Raw genomic sequence first — 14,871 nt, forward strand, 5'->3', positions numbered from 1 at the left:
GAGTTACATCCTTGGTTCGTTATTATCCAGCCAGCGGGCGAACACCTGCCGCGCGCGCTGTTCCAGCTGTGCGCCGTGGCGCGCCGCCTGTTCGCGCAGGCTCTGGGGCGCGATGCCGGCCAGCTCCAGCTCGCAGGCATGGCCAATCAACCAGCGTTCGATATCGCGGTGATCCGCCTCCAGATGGAACTGCAGACCGAGCGCGAACCCCTGATAGTCGAAAGCCTGATGCGGGCAAATCGCCGTGCCGGCCAGGCAGCGGGCGCCGTCCGGGATCATGAACATATCGCCGTGCCAATGCAGCACCGGCGTATCGGCCAGCGGCGCCAGCACCGAGTCGTCTTGGGCCGCGAGCGTGGTCAGCGGAGCGAAGCCGATCTCTTTAACGCCGAGCGAAATAACCTCAGCGCCCAGCGCCTGGGCGATCACCTGCGCGCCGAGACACACCCCGAGGGTCGGCCGCCGCTGCGCCAGGCGTTGTTTGACCAGCGCCAATTCATGGTCGAGAAAATCATAGCGCTGCTCACCGGAAAAGTGCCGGGCGGCGCTGATCGGCCCGCCGAGCACCACCAACAGATCGGTCTCTTCATTATTGATAGCACGAATATCATCGCGACCGGCATCGTAATAGTCGATCTGATAGCCGCGCAGCGAGAGCAGGGAACCGAGAATACCCAGGTTTTCAAAATTGACGTGTCGAATGGCGACGGCTTTTTTCATTGTTTAACCTCGTGAGCGTGGGTGAACGGCGTCAGCGCCAGCGACTCGCCCAGCACCGTGATGCCCTGCGCGCCGCTCTGGTAGACGATGCGGCGTTCGCTGACCTGGCTGAGCTGCACCTGATAACCCTGCGCGGCCGGGAACAGCGCGCACGCCTGCTCCAGCTGATCGGCTGCCCAGGGAGTGAACATCTCCAGGCGGGCAAAGGCTTTTCCTGCATACTGAATGTCGAGCACGTAATGTTTATCCATGGAACCCCTTACTTTTGGCCGCGGAAGCTGCTAATCTTATTTAAACTAGTACAAAAGGATTTATGTATGAGTTTATTGTATGCAAAAGGCGGCGGCGCTGTCCAGATTGCCGAGCAGATCGCCGCACGCATCAAAGACGGCGCGCTGCGGCCGGGCGAGCTGTTGCCGCCGGTACGCCAGCTGGCGGCGGAGCTGGAGGTCAATCCGAATACCGTCGCCAGCGCTTATGCCCGATTGCGCGATGCCGGCCTGGTGGCGACGCGCGGGCGGGCGGGAACGGTGGTGCTGGAGCCGCCGCTGGCGGCGGTGAGTGCGGCCTATACGCCGCGTCAGGTGCCGGCGGGAATGTGCGATCTGGCCAGCGGCAATCTGGATGCCGCATTGTTGCCGGCATTGGCGCTGGGCGCGGCGGAGGTGTTCCCGCAGCAAAATGGTTATGACATCAGTGGTGATCTGCCGGTATTGACCGGTCTGGGACGCGAGTGGCTCAGCCGCCAGGGCGTCACGCTGGGGGAACCGGCGGTGTTCTCCGGCGCGCTGGACGCGATGGAAAAGGCACTGCGCTGCCATGTGCAGCCGGGTGCGGCGGTGTGGGTGGAAGATCCCTGCTGGCCGCCGCTATTGACGCTGTTGCGCCATCTGCGTCTACGGCCGCTGCCGCTGGCGGTAGATGAACAGGGCTGTCGGCTGCCGGAAAGCGGGGCCGCCGGCGCGGTGATCCTGACGCCGCGCGCTCACAATCCGACCGGCGCTTCGCTCTCTGCGCAGCGCGCGCAACAGTGGCGGCGCTTTCTGCGCGACAACCCGCAGTGTCTGGCGATCGTCGACGACTTCTGGGGGCCGCTGTCGCAGCAGCCGCTGCATCTGCCGTTCGATGGCGATCGCGGCCTGTACGTGTTGTCGCTGAGCAAGTTTCTCAGCCCGGATCTGCGCATCGCGCTGGCCTGCGGCAACCCGACGTTGCTGCAGGCGATGCGCGCCGATCAGTACATCAGCGAACGCTGGGTCAGCCATATCTTGCAGCAGATCGCCGCCAGACTGTGGGAACAAGCCTTGCAGGAAGGGCAATTGCAGCGGGCGCAACAGGCGTATCAGGCCAGACGGGATGAGCTGGTCCAGCGGCTCAATGCATTGAATCACACGGCGCTGGCGGTAGGTGAAGGGTTGCATCTGTGGCTGCCGGTGAGGTCGGAAAGCGCCGCCGCGCAGCTGATGGCGCAGCGGGGGTGGTTGGTGCAGGGCGGTGAGCCTTTCCGCCTGAAGGGCGGCCCGGCGCTCCGCGTTAGCCTGGCCAACGTGGTGCCGGCACAGCTGGCGCCGCTGGCGCAGGATCTGTCCGAAGCCATGCGGGCCGGGGCGGCGATCAACTAAGCCGGCGTCAGGTTTTCCTCCGCCAGCCGCTGTAGCGAGGCTAACCGGGCGGTCGGTTCGGCGATCGGCGTGTCGATGATGAACTCGTCCACGCCGTACTGCAGCTGCAGCTGCGCCAGTTGCTGATGCACCTGCTGTGCGGTGCCGAGCAGAATATGGCTTTCCCGCGGCTCGATGCGGTAGTCGGTGGCGCCGGCCTGTTGCACGAAACTCTCGGCCTGCGCCAGGCTGCCGACGGTCACGCTCTGCTCACCGGCGACGTGCACGCGGTATTGCTGAATCTCCGCCGCCAGCGCCGCGGCCTGTTCCGGGCTCTGCGCCACGATCGCCGCCACCGCCAGCAGCCCCTTGCGGCCGCCGCTGTGTGCGGTGTAGTGCTCCAGCGCTTCTCTAATGTCTTGCGGATTGCCGTTCAGATGCGCGGCGAACACGAAGGCCCAGCCGGATTCAGCCGCCAGCGTCGCGCTCTCTTTACTGGCGCCGAGCAAAAAGCGCTGGGCGGCGTGCGGCGGCAACGGCGTGGCGCTCAGGCCCGGTTCGGCGTCGTCGTTCAGGTAAGCGGTCAGCTGCGACAGCTGCTGCGGGAAGGCCGGTTTGTTTTGCCGGTCATGGGCGGCCTGCAGCGCCTGGGTGGCGAGCGGCAGCCCGCCGGGCGCTTTGCCCACCCCGAGATCGACGCGCCCTGGCGCCAGCGCCGCCAGCAGGTTGAAGTTTTCGGCTACCTTGTAGGCGCTGTAGTGCTGCAGCATCACGCCGCCGGAGCCGATGCGAATGCGCGACGTTTGGCCGAGCAGATAGCCGATCAGCACCTCCGGCGACGGGCAGGCGAGCTGCGGCGTATTGTGGTGCTCCGCTAACCAGAAACGCCGATATCCCCAGCGTTCCGCCTGTTGCGCCAGATGCAGCGTGCGCGCCAGCGCCTGCGCGGCGCTTTCCCCTTCGGCGATCGGACTCTTTTCCAATATGCTCAAGGCATAAGCCATTTTCCCGCTCCTTTCCTCATCAGATATGCCTGACAAATACCATGCGGGCGGCGCACGCCTTAATACTGATTGGCGATAGGATATTCCATTGATCCAAAACGGATTTGAATATGCGCAGAACGGTAAAGCGCCGCGATGTTACCCCTCGAGCCAGGCCTTCAGACGAATGGCGTCACGGTAGTGGCCGTAGCGCGGCTGCGCGCCGAGCAGGATCATCACCACCGGCTGCCCTTTGATGGTGGTGCGCATCACCAGGCAGTGACCGGCCTCGTCGGTAAAGCCGGTTTTCTGCAGCTGGATCTTCCAGGCGGGGTTGTTGATCAGGCCGTTGGAGCTGCGGTAAACCAACTGGCCGCGGCCGGGGCGCACGATCTGCTGCTTGTCGGTGCTGAAGCGGCGAATCGACTGATAGCGATAGGCGTGATTGACCATCTTCAGCAGATCGTTGGCGGTCGCCACATTGCGCGGCGTCAGCCCGGTCGGATCGTAGAAGCGGGCGCGTTTCATGCCGATGGCGCGCGCTTTCTGATTCATTTTCGCCACGAAGGCCTTGCGCCCGCCGGGATAACTGCGGCTCAGCGCGGCGGCGGCGCGGTTCTCCGAAGACATCAGGGCGATGTGCAGCATGTCGCGGCGGCTGAGCACCGAGCCGATGGTCAGGCGCGAATGGGTTTTCTTCAGCAAATCGCGATCGGCGGCGGTGACTTTGAGCTTGCTGCCCATCGGGCGTTTGCTGTCCAGGGCGACCATGGCGGTCATCAGTTTAGTGAGCGAGGCGATCGGCAGCACGCGGTTCGGCTGTTTCTGATAGAGGGTCTTTCCGGTGCGTTGATTGACGACCAGCACCGATTTGGCATTCAGCACCAGCGGCGGTGCAGCGGCATGCACGGGCGCCAAAACGAACAGCAGGGCGGCGCCGAAGCGCCGGACAGGCAGACGGAGAAAAGCGTGAGATAAAAGCATAACGGCGGCAATAGTGACCCTAAGTGATTAAAAAATATCAAAAGAGTCTGCCGGGCAAATGTGAAGGAAATAGGGCGATAATCGCTCAAACTGTTACAACAATCCCTTTTGCCGCAGAGTGAAGCGGGTGGCCTCGTTCAAATCGTAGTCCGCGAGACGCTCGCGCGGCACCCAGGCGTAGTCATCGAACTCGTCGTTGATCGTCACGTCGCGGTTGGCGGCATGGCAGTCGAAAATCAGGTAAATCATGTAGATTTGCTCCCGGCTGCCGTCGGCGTAAGTTTTGATGCGCACGTCATCGCGGAAAGTCCAGGGCGTGATGTTGTCGAGGATCAGCGCGGCGCCCAACTCTTCGCGCACTTCGCGTCGCAGCGCCTGTTCTATTTGTTCACCCGGCTCGACACCGCCGCCGGACAGCGCCCACTGGCCGGGAAACACGCCCTTGTGCGCCGCCATTTTGCACAGCAGGAAGGCGTTATCGTTTTCAATCAGCGGGCAGACAATGATGCGTTGGCGCATGGAAGACTCCTGTCAAAAATCAAAATGCGCAGGTTAGCAGGTTTGGCGGCGCAGGATAGAGGGGCCGATCGCGTTCTGCGTAACAGCAAAAATTTTTTGTTCCCTCGCGTTTAACGCCTTGATAAGGGAGTAATCTATCGGACTGGTTAATGGACTTAAAAGGGAACTTTATGAATTACCAAGTGGTGCCGTTTTGGTTTTACTCCGGCAAGGCTCTGCTGGCGGTGCTGGCCGCGATCGGATTGGGCGTGTGCGGCGTCAGTGCGGCGTTCTTCTATTGCCTGCTGCTCGCGCTCGTCTGGCCGGTCGCCGTTTCGATGCGGTTACACCAGCTGGCGGAAAAGGGCGTGGCGATGAATCCCCGACGGGCTTTGCAATGGATGGTCTATGTGCAAGGCATTCCGGTACAGGAAACCCGCCAGGTGTTAACCAACCCCTGTTTTGCGCTGGAAAACCGAATGCGGACCTTCTTTCTGTGCGCTTTCACCGCTAAAACCTTACTGCAGATGGCGCTGTTGCTGTTGTTGATCGCGCAGCTGGCGGCAACGGTCAATCTGTGGATCGCCTTGGCCGGCGTATTGTTCGGCGCCTGGCTGGTGTATAACACCGTCGACAGCATCCAGGCACTGCGCAGCCTGGCCCGGCGCCAGTGGGTAAGCGAGCAGTGGGTGAGCGACAGCGACTCTATCTGGCATCGGGCGGCGCTTATCGGCCGTAAAGGGCCGGCGGCGGCGCTGGAACGTCTGTTGGCGTGGTGAGAATGTGAGGGCGCAGGAGCAAGCGGGCGGGTTTGCTTTTGCGTTTTGTTCCTCAACCGGGCGTCAATCGATAGTGTTATTGAGTATCATTTGCAATCACTTCTGGTCAGGATGAAGAAGAAATTTTCACCTGTCACGGAGATGATAAAAAATGCCTAATGGAATAAAACCCTTTGTATTGATGATGCTTCTGTTGCTGTCGGCCTGCCATAGTGCGCCGGTCAGAGAGCCACCTCAAGACGCCGTAGCGACAACCCCTATCGATGCGACCAAATCGCTATTCCCGCTGGGTAACTACTCGCAATCTGTCGATAAATGGATCCCCTATGGCCCGCAACGGCGGGTGCCCGTGATGGATGCCGCCGCGCAGCAGCGCCATTTCTCCGCCCTCAAATCCCACTATTTTGGCATGGGGCCGAATGATCAATCCCCCTGGAATCCGCATTACATCGCTTCCGTCCTGAACCGTGAAGCGCAAAGCCGCCGTGATGCCGCAATGGATAAATACCTGGGAAGTGAAAGTGTCTCCTGGGGGGAAAACTTCAGGACTCACACTGACCGCTGGAAACAGCAAGTCAGAGATAACGCGTCGACCGACATGGATAAGGCGTTCCATCCTGCGGGCAGGGGCATTGCAGTCAGGGAAACGCTGGTCAGGATCCTGCCGACGGCCGATCCGGCTTATGACGATCCTCGCCTGGCTGGACAGGGTTATCCGTTTGATAATTTACAGGATTCATCTATCCGTCCCGGTACGCCTGTATACGTTATTACGCAAAGCCGCGATAAACGCTGGAACTACGTCGCGTCGCCAACGGTGATCGGATGGGTGCATAGCGAAGACATCGCGGCGGTGGATCGGCAGTTTGTCACCGAATGGCTGGCGCTGGCGGAGAAAAATCTGGGGGCATTCATTAAACAGCCGGTCTCGGTGCAAGCCGGCGGCCAATTTTATTTTACGGTGCGCCACGGCACGATCCTGCCATTTTACCGTCACCGACAGGGTCTTTTTGTGGTCGCCGTGCCGGTACGCCGAGAGGATGGCCGCGCACAGATGCGCCGGATCGTTGTCAAGAAGGGGGAATTTGCCGCCATGCCGTGGAAAATGACGCCCGAACATTTTGCCGTACTGATGCGGTCAATGAGCGGCAGGCCTTATGGCTGGGGGAACTATAACTTCAATAATGACTGCTCCGCCGAACTGCGCAGTCTGTTGATGCCTTTTGGCCTCTTTCTTCCCAGAAATTCCGCCGCGCAGATACAGGCGGCCACCCGGGTGGTTGATCTTGCTCAAGCGAACACCCGTGAACGGCTGCGCTATCTCAAAGATCACGGCAAACCCTTCACCACGCTGGTTTATATTCCGGGCCATATCATGCTGTATATCGGCAATGCGCTCGTTGACGGCCAGGTTGTACCGATGACGTACCAGAATATCTGGGGGCTGCGCCCGGCAGATTCAAAGCGCCGCAGCATTATCGGCGGCGCAGTCTTTTTCCCGCTGCTGGCGACCTATCCTGAAGATGCGAGCCTGATGTCGCTGGCGGGCAAGGCGCAGTTCAAACTGGGATTTATTGAATAGCCCATTCTTTAGCTGATAAAGCGACCGCGAATGCGGCCCCGTTTGTGCGGTTGCTGAACGGGCAGGGGATGAAAACTTTTAAAATGAAATGACGTTTTTATGACGAAAATATTAATGAGCAAGAGCGTTGAAAATCATTAACGCCGAGCGATAAAGATTGTTATAACAGCGTGGACGATCTGGGCTAACGGCCATAGGCAGGATAAGGCGTTATGGTGCAAACGGCAGCGGAAAAGATGCACAAGCTGGATTTTGATGATGAAGTGACCGGGCTGATCTACGGCCCTGCGTTTCGCTCCGGCGAGCCGCCGGCGCGCCTGAACTCGCAGCAGGTTTGCCAGGCTTACCAAACATTGTCGCCCGGCGACGGTTTTATCTGGCTGCACCTCAATCTCAACCACGCGGCGGCGGAGAAGTGGCTGAAAAACCATTTCGCCATTTCCGATTTTTTCTTTCACGAAATTCGCCACGGTTCCCACACTACGCGCATCGAGCTGCAGGGCGACGATCTGTTCGCCGTGCTCAACGACGTGATCTTCCACCCTGAAGACAACAACCCGGAAACGGCGACGCTGTGGCTCTATTGCCGCCGTGGGCTGGTGGTGACCGTGCGCCATAAACCGGTGCGATTGATCGAGCGGTTGCTGGGCCGCCTGACGGCGCTGCAGCTGGCGTCGTCCACCGAACTGCTGGCGCACCTGCTGGAAGAGCAGGAGGACGTGCTGGAGCAGGTGGTGCGGCAGGCTAACCAGTATGTCGATACCATCGAGGATCGCCTGCTGACCCGCCGCGTCAAGCGCAACCGCGCCGAGCTGGGGCGCATGCGCCGCATGTTATTGCGCTTTCAGCGCCTGTTGGCGCCGGAACCGGCCGCGCTGTTTCGCCTGTTGAACCGGCCGCCGGCCTGGCTGAGCCGCGAGGTGGTGCAGGATCTGCGGCAGTTTACCGAAGAGTTCACCGTGGTGTTGAACGATCTCACCAGCCTGACCGAACGCATCCGGCTGCTGCAGGAAGAACTGGGCGCCAAGCTGATGGAGCAGAATAACCGTACGCTCTACACCCTGACGGTGATCACCGTGCTGGCGTTGCCGATCAACATCGTCGCCGGTTTCTTCGGCATGAACGTCGGAGGGATACCGCTGGCCAGCAATCACCACGGTTTTATCCTGCTGGTGTTGCTGGTCGGCAGTTTTACGCTGATCGCCGGTTATCTGGCGTTCAGGCGCAGGGACGAGTCGTAATTACAGGCGGGCGCGGTACTCTTCTTCCAGCCGGGCATGGGTGCTCCAGAACGGCTGCGGCGCCCGATCGTGCAGACGATCCAGCAGGATATCCAGATGGGTGTGCCAGCCGCCGGCGACGCTGAGCATCTCGTCGCGATTGGCCAGGCGCCGGTGGGTGACCGTCAGCAGCACCGCGTTTCCCTGTTCCGTCAGCTCGAAGGTCACCTCGGAAGGGCGGCCCTGATCTTGTTCGGCCCAGGTAAAGCTCAGCAGGCGCGGCGGGAACAGGCAGGTGATGTGGCCGCGGTTGCTGACGCAGCCGCCGTGCTGTTTGTACTTGGCCGGCGGTGGCTCGTGCTCGCCCGCCAGATCGGAGTTGCGAAACTCCAGCTCCAGCGGCGCGCCGTTTTCCAACTTCATGGCGCCGGCCGCCAGCCAGGTGGCGCGCTTGTCGGATTCGGTCAGGTAAGCCCACACCCGCTCGATGGGGCCGGGCAGCAGCCGCTGGATGCGTAGCGTGCCGGGTTCGATAATCATGCCGTAATCATTCATGGTTCACTCCTTGGGAGGAAGCTGTTCGGGCTGCAGCAGCGCCTGTTCGAGCGCATCCAGCCGTTCAGTCCAGAAATGTTCATAGGTTTGCAGCCAGTGCATGGCCTGCGCCATAGGCTCGGGTTCGAGCCGGCAGATATGGTTTCTTCCTTGCACGGTGCGTTGCACCAGGCCCGCATGTTCCAGTGCTTTCACGTGCTTGGAGGCGCCGGCGAACGACATCTGCAACGGCGCGGCCAGTTCGCCGATGCTGCGTTCACCGCCGGCCAGCGCGCGTAACATCGAGCGGCGGGTCGGGTCGGCCAGCGCATGAAAAATGGCGTCCAGCTGTGAGGAAGATAATTCAACCATATGGTTGAATATAGAACAGGCGGGCTAATATTCAACCGTTTTGTTGAATGTTTTTTTGCCCCGGCAAGAAACCGGGGCAAGGATCAGGCGCCGGCGTGCGCCAGCAGGGTGTTCAGCAATACGTCGGCGCCGGCGGCGGCCCAGGCGGGGGTGATATCTTCCCGTTCGTTGTGGCTGATGCCGTCCACGCAGGGAATGAAAATCATGGCGGTCGGAGCGACGCGGTTAAGGTAACAGGCATCGTGGCCGGCACCGGAAATCATGTCGCGATGGCGATAGCCCAACGCTTGCGCGGCATGACGTACGCTGTCGATGCAGCCCCGATCGAAAGCGACCGGGGGATACTGGAAGATGCGCTCGGCGCGCGCGGTCAGGCTGCCGTCGTTGACGGCGTTCACCGCCGCCAGCAGGCGCTGCTCCATCTGCTCCAGAATTGACTCCTCTGGATGGCGGAATTCGACGCTGAAAAAGACGCGTCCCGGCACCACGTTGCGTGAATTGGGGGTAATTTGCGCCATGCCCACCGTGGCGCGCGCGTCGGGCGCGAAATCCCAGCCGATGCGATTGACCGCCGTGACCAGCGACGCAAAGCCCAGCAGGGCGTCGCGGCGGCGGTCCATCGGCGTGGTGCCGGCATGGGCGCTGAAGCCGACGACCTCCAGTTCATACCAGCGCTGCCCTTGTGCGGCGGTCACCACGCCGATGTCGAGATGCTCCGCTTCCAGAATAGGCCCCTGTTCGATGTGCAACTCGAAGGCGGCATGGATCGGCGTGCCGCCCACCGGATACTCGCCGGCGTAGCCGATTCGCTCCAGCGCCTCGCCGAGGCTGACGCCGTGCTCGTCGTGGCGCGTCAGGCCGTATTCCAGGTCGAATACCCCGGCGAACACGCCGGAAGCGATCATCGCCGGCGCGAAGCGCGCGCCTTCTTCGTTGGTCCAGTTGATCACTTCAATCGCGCGTTCGGTGACGATCTGCCGATCGTTAAGGGTACGAATAACCTCTAATCCGGCCAACACGCCGTAGATGCCGTCGAAACGGCCGCCGCGGGGCTGCGAGTCGCCGTGAGAACCGGTGACGACCGGCGCCAGTTCGGGCCGCGTGCCTTCACGACGCAGGAACATGTTGCCCATCCGATCGACGCGCACGCTGCAACCGGCCTCCAGCGCCCACCGGCGCAGCTGGTCGCGCGCCTGACGATCCTCTTCGCTGAGCGCCAGGCGGGTGACGCCGTTGTCAGCGATAGCGCCGAACTGCGCCATCGTCTGCAGGCTTTGCCACAGACGCTCGCCGTTGACCCGATACGTCATTGCTTTTCTCCCGGCGTTTTGGCGGTGTAACGGAAATCGCAGCAGGGGGCGCCGGACATGATGGTCTGGCTGCGCTGCAGTTCAACGTCAGGCGCATAGCCGACGATAAACTGGCTGTCGCGAGCGCAGGAGAGCAGGTGGCCGATCTCCCCAAGCCCCATCTCGTGATACATCTCGGCGTAGCGGCAGCGGGTGACGTTATAGTCGAAGTGCTGTTCGTCCTGATTGATCACCTCGACGCGCAGCGCATCGTCTTTTTCCCACAGGTACTGCAAGGCGGCGAAGCTGCGCAGATCCGCGCCGTTCGGTTCCTGAGCGGCGAACTGCTTGCCCGCCGCGATGGCGGCATTCTCGATGGCCTCGCCGATCACTGCCTGGGCGCGCGCCTTGCCGATTTCACGCACCAGGATCTGGTAGATCGGTTTGATGATCTCCGCCTCGATTTTTCTGCGGGCCAAAATGCCCAACTCGTTGTTTGCACAGCTCATCGCCTTGCTCCTCTTGATTTATTGTGGTTTGGCGCCGCCCAACACGGTTTGCGGCTGCCATTTGCCGTCAACCACCCGATACAGGGTGAAGCTCGGCTGTTGCAGGTTGCCCTGCGCATCGAAGGCGATGGCGCCGGTCACGCCCTGATAATGTATGGCGCGCAGTTTCGGCAGATAATCGGCCGGATTGGCCGAATCGGCTTGCTCAATGGCGGCGATCAGCACCCGGGTGGCGTCGTAGGCGAAGGGCGCATGCAGTTCGATGTGGGTGTGGTAACGATCGCGGTAGGCTTGCTCAAACGCCTTGCCGCCCGGCATCTGTTCCAGCGGCAGCCCCGGCTCCAACGCAACGACGCCTTCACCTTCCTGCTGCGCCAGCGTCAGGAAGGTTTGGCTGACAAAGCCGCCGGCGCCCATCAGTTGCGCGTTCATGCCCAGCTGTTTCAGTTTGCGCGCCAGCGGCGCCGCCTGGGAATCTACGCCGCCGAAGAAGATCAGATCGGCGTTTTTGCTGCGCACGGTGGTCAGCACGGCGCTGAAATCGACGGTCTTGTCATCGACGTATTCACGGGCGACCGGCTGCACGCCCTGGGCCTGCAGCGATTTGATGAATTCGTCCGCCAGCCCCTGGCCGAAAGCGGTGCGATCGTCGATCACCGCGATGCGCTTGGCTTTCAGCGTTTTCACCGCATATTGCCCGGCGTAGTTGCCGCCGTCGTCGTCGTGGCCCATCACGCGAAAGCTGGTGTCAAAACCTTGTTGCGTATAGCCGTGACCGGTGGCGACCGGCGCCACCTGGGCGATGCCGGCGTCGTGATAGATGCGCGCCGCCGGGATGCTGGTGCCGGTGTTCCAGTGGCCGACCACGCTGGCGACGCCTTCGTCGACCAAACGCTGCGCCACGGCCACGGCGGTGCGCGGATCGGACTGGTCGTCCTCGGACACCAGTTTGAAGGTGACCGGTTTGCCGTTCAGCGTCGGTTTCTGCGCGTTAGCGTCGGCGATCGCCAGTTGCGCGCCGTTTTCGAGATCTTTGCCGATGCGCGCGGAAGGGCCGGTCAGCGGCCCGGCCAGGCCGATCAGCACGGTGTCGGCCGCCAGCGCCGGGAGGCTAAGAATCATTGTCATGGCAGCCAGCGCCAACGGTTTGATGCGAATGTTCTGTTGCATGTCATACTCCTGGTGCGGTTAAAAGAAACAACGGTTATTCACCCAAATAGATCTGTTTGATTTTTTTATCGTCCAGCATGTCGGCGGAACGGCCGCTGTGGCTCAGGCTGCCGCTGTCCAACACGTAGGCGCGATCGGTGGACTCCAGCGCCAGGCGGGCATTCTGCTCGACCAATAGTAGCGTGACACTGTCACTGGCTAACTGCTTGATGACCGTGAAAATGGCTTCCACCACAATCGGCGCCAGCCCCATCGAGGGTTCGTCCAATATCAGCAACCGCGGGCGGCTGAGCAGCGCGCGGCCCATCGCCACCATCTGCTGTTCACCGCCCGAAAGTAGCCCGGCCGGTTGGTGCAGGCGCTCGCTCAGCCGCGGGAAGGTGGCGCACACCCGTTCGAAATCTTGCCGCACCGCCGATTTGTCGCGCCGCGCATAGGCGCCGAGCTGCAGGTTCTCCCGCACCGTCAAACGGGTGAAAATGCCGCGTCCCTCCGGCACCATCACCAGCCCCCGTTGCAGCAACCGGTGCGGCGGCACGCCGCGAATCGAGCAACCGTCGAACAGGATGTCGCCTTCGAACGGCTGCAGGCCGGTCAGCGCTCGCAGGCTGGAGGTTTTGCCCGCGCCATTGGCGCCGATCAGCGTCACCTGTTCGCCGGCGTTCACCGTGAAATCGATGCCTTTGACCGCATGAATGCCGCCATAAGACACTTTGAGTCGTTTAACGCTCAGCAGGGCTTCAGACATGCGCGCCGCCTCCCAGATAGGCCTGAATGACCGCCGGTTCGCGCCGCACCTGCGCCGGCTCGCCTTCGGCGATCGCTTTGCCGTAATCCAGCACCGTCAGCCGATCGCACAGGCCCATCACCAGTTTGACGTCGTGTTCGATCAGCAGCAGCGTTTTGCCGCTGTCGCGGATGCGCAGCAGCAGCTCGCGCAGCGCTACTTTTTCACCGGCGTTCATGCCGGCCGCCGGTTCGTCCAGCGCCAGCAGCCGGGGCTCGGTCGCCAGCGCGCGGGCAATCTCCAGACGGCGTTGGTGGCCATAGGCGAGATCGCCGGCGCGGTAATGGGCGAATTGGCTGATGCCGACGTACTCCAGCAGCGCATGAGATTTATCGCGCACCGCCTGTTCCTCCTCTTTCGCGCGCCGGTGGCGGGCGATCGCCGCCCACAGGCCGTTGCGGGTGCGCACGTGGCAGCCGACCATCACGTTTTCCAGCACGCTCATTTCATTGAACAACCGCAAGTTCTGGAAGGTGCGGGCGATGCCGGCCTGCGCCACTTTGTCGATGGCCTGCGGTTTATAGCGCTGGCCCAACAGGCTGAACTCGCCCTCGTCGGCGCGATACAGGCCGGTGATCAGGTTGAAGCAGGTGGTTTTGCCGGCGCCGTTCGGCCCGATCAGGCCGTAGATTTCCCCCTGGCGGATGCTCATGCTGACGTCATCCACCGCCGTCAGGCCGCCGAAACGTTTGCTGACGTGATTTAAAGCGAGCAGCGGCGTCATGCGGCGTTCCTCCCGGCATGGCGAGCCGGCCATAGGCCCGCCGGGCGATACAGCATCACCAGGATCAGCGCCAGGCCGTAGAACAGTTGGCGGATGATTTCCGGGTCGATCAGCACCTGGCCGAACAGCGCCTGCTGCAGCGGCCCCATGCTGCTGCGCAGCAGCTCCGGCAGGGCGGCCAGCAGCAGCGCGCCCAGGATCACGCCGGGGATGTGCCCCATGCCGCCGAGCACCACCATCGCCAGTACGGCGATCGATTCCTGCAGGGTGAAGGATTCCGGCGACACGAAGCCCTGAAACGCGGCGAACAGCGCGCCGGCCACGCCGCCGAAGGTGGCGCCGATGGCGAAGGCCAGCAGCTTGAAGTTGCGGGTGTTGATGCCCATCGCCCGCGCGGCGTCCTCGTCTTCGCGGATCGCCGTCCATGCGCGGCCAATGCGCGAATTCTGCAGCCGCAGGCTGATAAACAGGATCGCCAGAAGCAGCGCGGCGAACAGGTAGTAATACAGGTACAGGCCGGAAAAACGCACGCCGAACCACTCATGCATGCCGGAAAACTTCAGGCCGAACAGGCTGACCGGATCGACGCCGGAAATGCCTTTGGGGCCGTTGGTGAGGTTGACCGGGCGATCCAGGTTGCGCATCAGAATGCGCACGATCTCGCCGAAGCCCAGCGTGACGATCGCCAGATAATCGCCGCGCAGCCGCAGCGTCGGCGCGCCGAGCAGGATGCCGCAAGCCGCCGCCAGCAGCGCCGCCAGCGGGATCAGCCACAGCATCGACAGGTGCAGTCCGTCGGGGAACCACTGCAGCAGCAGCGGGAACTGCTGCGTCAGATGCGGTGACGACAGCAGCGCGGCCAGATAGGCGCCAACGGCGTAAAAAGCGATAAAGCCCATGTCCAGCAATCCGGTCATGCCCACCACGATGTTCAGCCCGAGCGCCAGCATCAGGTACAGCAAGGCGAAGTCGACAACGCGCACCCAATAGTTGCCGCCGGCGGCACCCGCCACCCAGGGCGCCAGCAGCAGGGCGAGAATGAACAACGTCAGCCCCAGCCCGGCGCGACGCGGCCTGGCCAGAGGAGCGGGGGGAGTCAAAACGGTCATGGTGATGTCC

The 14,871-nt window shown here is 62.1% G+C and carries 17 protein-coding genes; 4 read left to right on the forward strand and 13 right to left on the reverse strand.

Going from position 1 to position 14,871, the window contains the following annotated elements:
- Positions 1–3: 3 nt before the first annotated feature.
- On the reverse strand, positions 4–720 hold the full coding sequence (locus tag L085_RS15880; RefSeq protein WP_021503767.1) for a glutamine amidotransferase: 717 nt from the start codon (positions 718–720) through the stop codon (positions 4–6).
- Complete coding sequence (locus L085_RS15885; RefSeq protein ID WP_004938217.1) at positions 717–971, reverse strand: hypothetical protein; 255 nt, start codon at positions 969–971, stop codon at positions 717–719. The genes L085_RS15880 and L085_RS15885 overlap by 4 nt, the downstream gene beginning before the upstream one ends.
- A gap of 66 nt (positions 972–1,037) precedes the next feature.
- Here L085_RS15885 and L085_RS15890 point away from each other — a divergent pair, with 66 nt between their 5' ends.
- Positions 1,038–2,342, forward strand: a complete 1,305-nt coding sequence (locus L085_RS15890; RefSeq protein WP_044031161.1) for an aminotransferase class I/II-fold pyridoxal phosphate-dependent enzyme — start codon at positions 1,038–1,040, stop codon at positions 2,340–2,342.
- Here the strand turns inward: L085_RS15890 and L085_RS15895 are convergent.
- The 3 genes from L085_RS15895 to nudI form a co-directional block, all read right to left on the reverse strand.
- The gene (locus L085_RS15895) at positions 2,339–3,325 is read right to left on the reverse strand and encodes an MsnO8 family LLM class oxidoreductase (protein WP_044031162.1); all 987 of its coding nucleotides are present in this window, start codon (positions 3,323–3,325) and stop codon (positions 2,339–2,341) included. The two genes, L085_RS15890 and L085_RS15895, sit on opposite strands and share 4 nt — an antisense overlap.
- A 138-nt stretch (positions 3,326–3,463) precedes the next feature.
- Complete coding sequence (gene pbpG, locus L085_RS15900) at positions 3,464–4,288, reverse strand: D-alanyl-D-alanine endopeptidase (protein ID WP_044031163.1); 825 nt, start codon at positions 4,286–4,288, stop codon at positions 3,464–3,466.
- A 93-nt stretch (positions 4,289–4,381) separates the two neighbouring features.
- Complete coding sequence (nudI, locus tag L085_RS15905; protein WP_004938207.1) at positions 4,382–4,807, reverse strand: nucleoside triphosphatase NudI; 426 nt, start codon at positions 4,805–4,807, stop codon at positions 4,382–4,384.
- 170 nt (positions 4,808–4,977) lie between these two features.
- Here nudI and L085_RS15910 point away from each other — a divergent pair, with 170 nt between their 5' ends.
- The 3 genes from L085_RS15910 to L085_RS15920 all read left to right on the forward strand — a co-directional run bounded on the left by L085_RS15910 (position 4,978) and on the right by L085_RS15920 (position 8,388).
- Complete coding sequence (locus L085_RS15910; RefSeq protein WP_226988543.1) at positions 4,978–5,565, forward strand: hypothetical protein; 588 nt, start codon at positions 4,978–4,980, stop codon at positions 5,563–5,565.
- Between the two features lie 151 nt (positions 5,566–5,716).
- Positions 5,717–7,147 carry an SH3 domain-containing C40 family peptidase gene (locus tag L085_RS15915; RefSeq protein ID WP_044031165.1) on the forward strand — a complete coding sequence of 477 codons (1,431 nt, stop codon included), beginning with the start codon at positions 5,717–5,719 and terminating at the stop codon, positions 7,145–7,147.
- Positions 7,148–7,359: 212 nt separating this feature from the next.
- Positions 7,360–8,388 (forward strand): transporter, encoded by a 1,029-nt coding sequence (locus L085_RS15920; protein ID WP_044031166.1) that lies wholly within the window; start codon positions 7,360–7,362, stop codon positions 8,386–8,388.
- On the opposite strand, the gene L085_RS15925 is transcribed toward L085_RS15920, so the two are convergent.
- The 8 genes from L085_RS15925 to L085_RS15960 form a co-directional block, all read right to left on the reverse strand.
- Positions 8,389–8,922, reverse strand: coding sequence for an SRPBCC family protein (locus L085_RS15925; RefSeq protein WP_015377962.1), 534 nt, complete (start codon positions 8,920–8,922; stop codon positions 8,389–8,391). It abuts the gene before it with no gap.
- 3 nt (positions 8,923–8,925) lie between these two features.
- The gene (locus tag L085_RS15930) at positions 8,926–9,273 is read right to left on the reverse strand and encodes a metalloregulator ArsR/SmtB family transcription factor (RefSeq protein WP_004938187.1); all 348 of its coding nucleotides are present in this window, start codon (positions 9,271–9,273) and stop codon (positions 8,926–8,928) included.
- Positions 9,274–9,356: 83 nt separating this feature from the next.
- Positions 9,357–10,583, reverse strand: a complete 1,227-nt coding sequence (locus L085_RS15935) for a Zn-dependent hydrolase (RefSeq protein WP_044031167.1) — start codon at positions 10,581–10,583, stop codon at positions 9,357–9,359.
- Positions 10,580–11,071 carry an L-2-amino-thiazoline-4-carboxylic acid hydrolase gene (locus L085_RS15940; protein ID WP_044031168.1) on the reverse strand — a complete coding sequence of 164 codons (492 nt, stop codon included), beginning with the start codon at positions 11,069–11,071 and terminating at the stop codon, positions 10,580–10,582. The genes L085_RS15935 and L085_RS15940 overlap by 4 nt, the downstream gene beginning before the upstream one ends.
- A gap of 18 nt (positions 11,072–11,089) precedes the next feature.
- A complete protein-coding gene (locus tag L085_RS15945; protein WP_044031169.1) occupies positions 11,090–12,241 on the reverse strand; it encodes a branched-chain amino acid ABC transporter substrate-binding protein in 1,152 nt (383 codons plus the stop codon).
- A gap of 34 nt (positions 12,242–12,275) precedes the next feature.
- Positions 12,276–12,989, reverse strand: coding sequence for an ABC transporter ATP-binding protein (locus tag L085_RS15950; protein WP_044031170.1), 714 nt, complete (start codon positions 12,987–12,989; stop codon positions 12,276–12,278).
- Positions 12,982–13,752 carry an ABC transporter ATP-binding protein gene (locus tag L085_RS15955; protein WP_044031171.1) on the reverse strand — a complete coding sequence of 257 codons (771 nt, stop codon included), beginning with the start codon at positions 13,750–13,752 and terminating at the stop codon, positions 12,982–12,984. The genes L085_RS15950 and L085_RS15955 overlap by 8 nt, the downstream gene beginning before the upstream one ends.
- Positions 13,749–14,861, reverse strand: a complete 1,113-nt coding sequence (locus L085_RS15960) for an ABC transporter ATP-binding protein (protein WP_044031172.1) — start codon at positions 14,859–14,861, stop codon at positions 13,749–13,751. Before L085_RS15960 ends, L085_RS15955 begins: the two co-directional genes overlap by 4 nt.
- Positions 14,862–14,871: the final 10 nt, after the last annotated feature.

Origin of the sequence: Serratia sp. FS14 (assembly GCF_000695995.1) — a bacterium.
Lineage (GTDB): Bacteria > Pseudomonadota > Gammaproteobacteria > Enterobacterales > Enterobacteriaceae > Serratia > Serratia nematodiphila.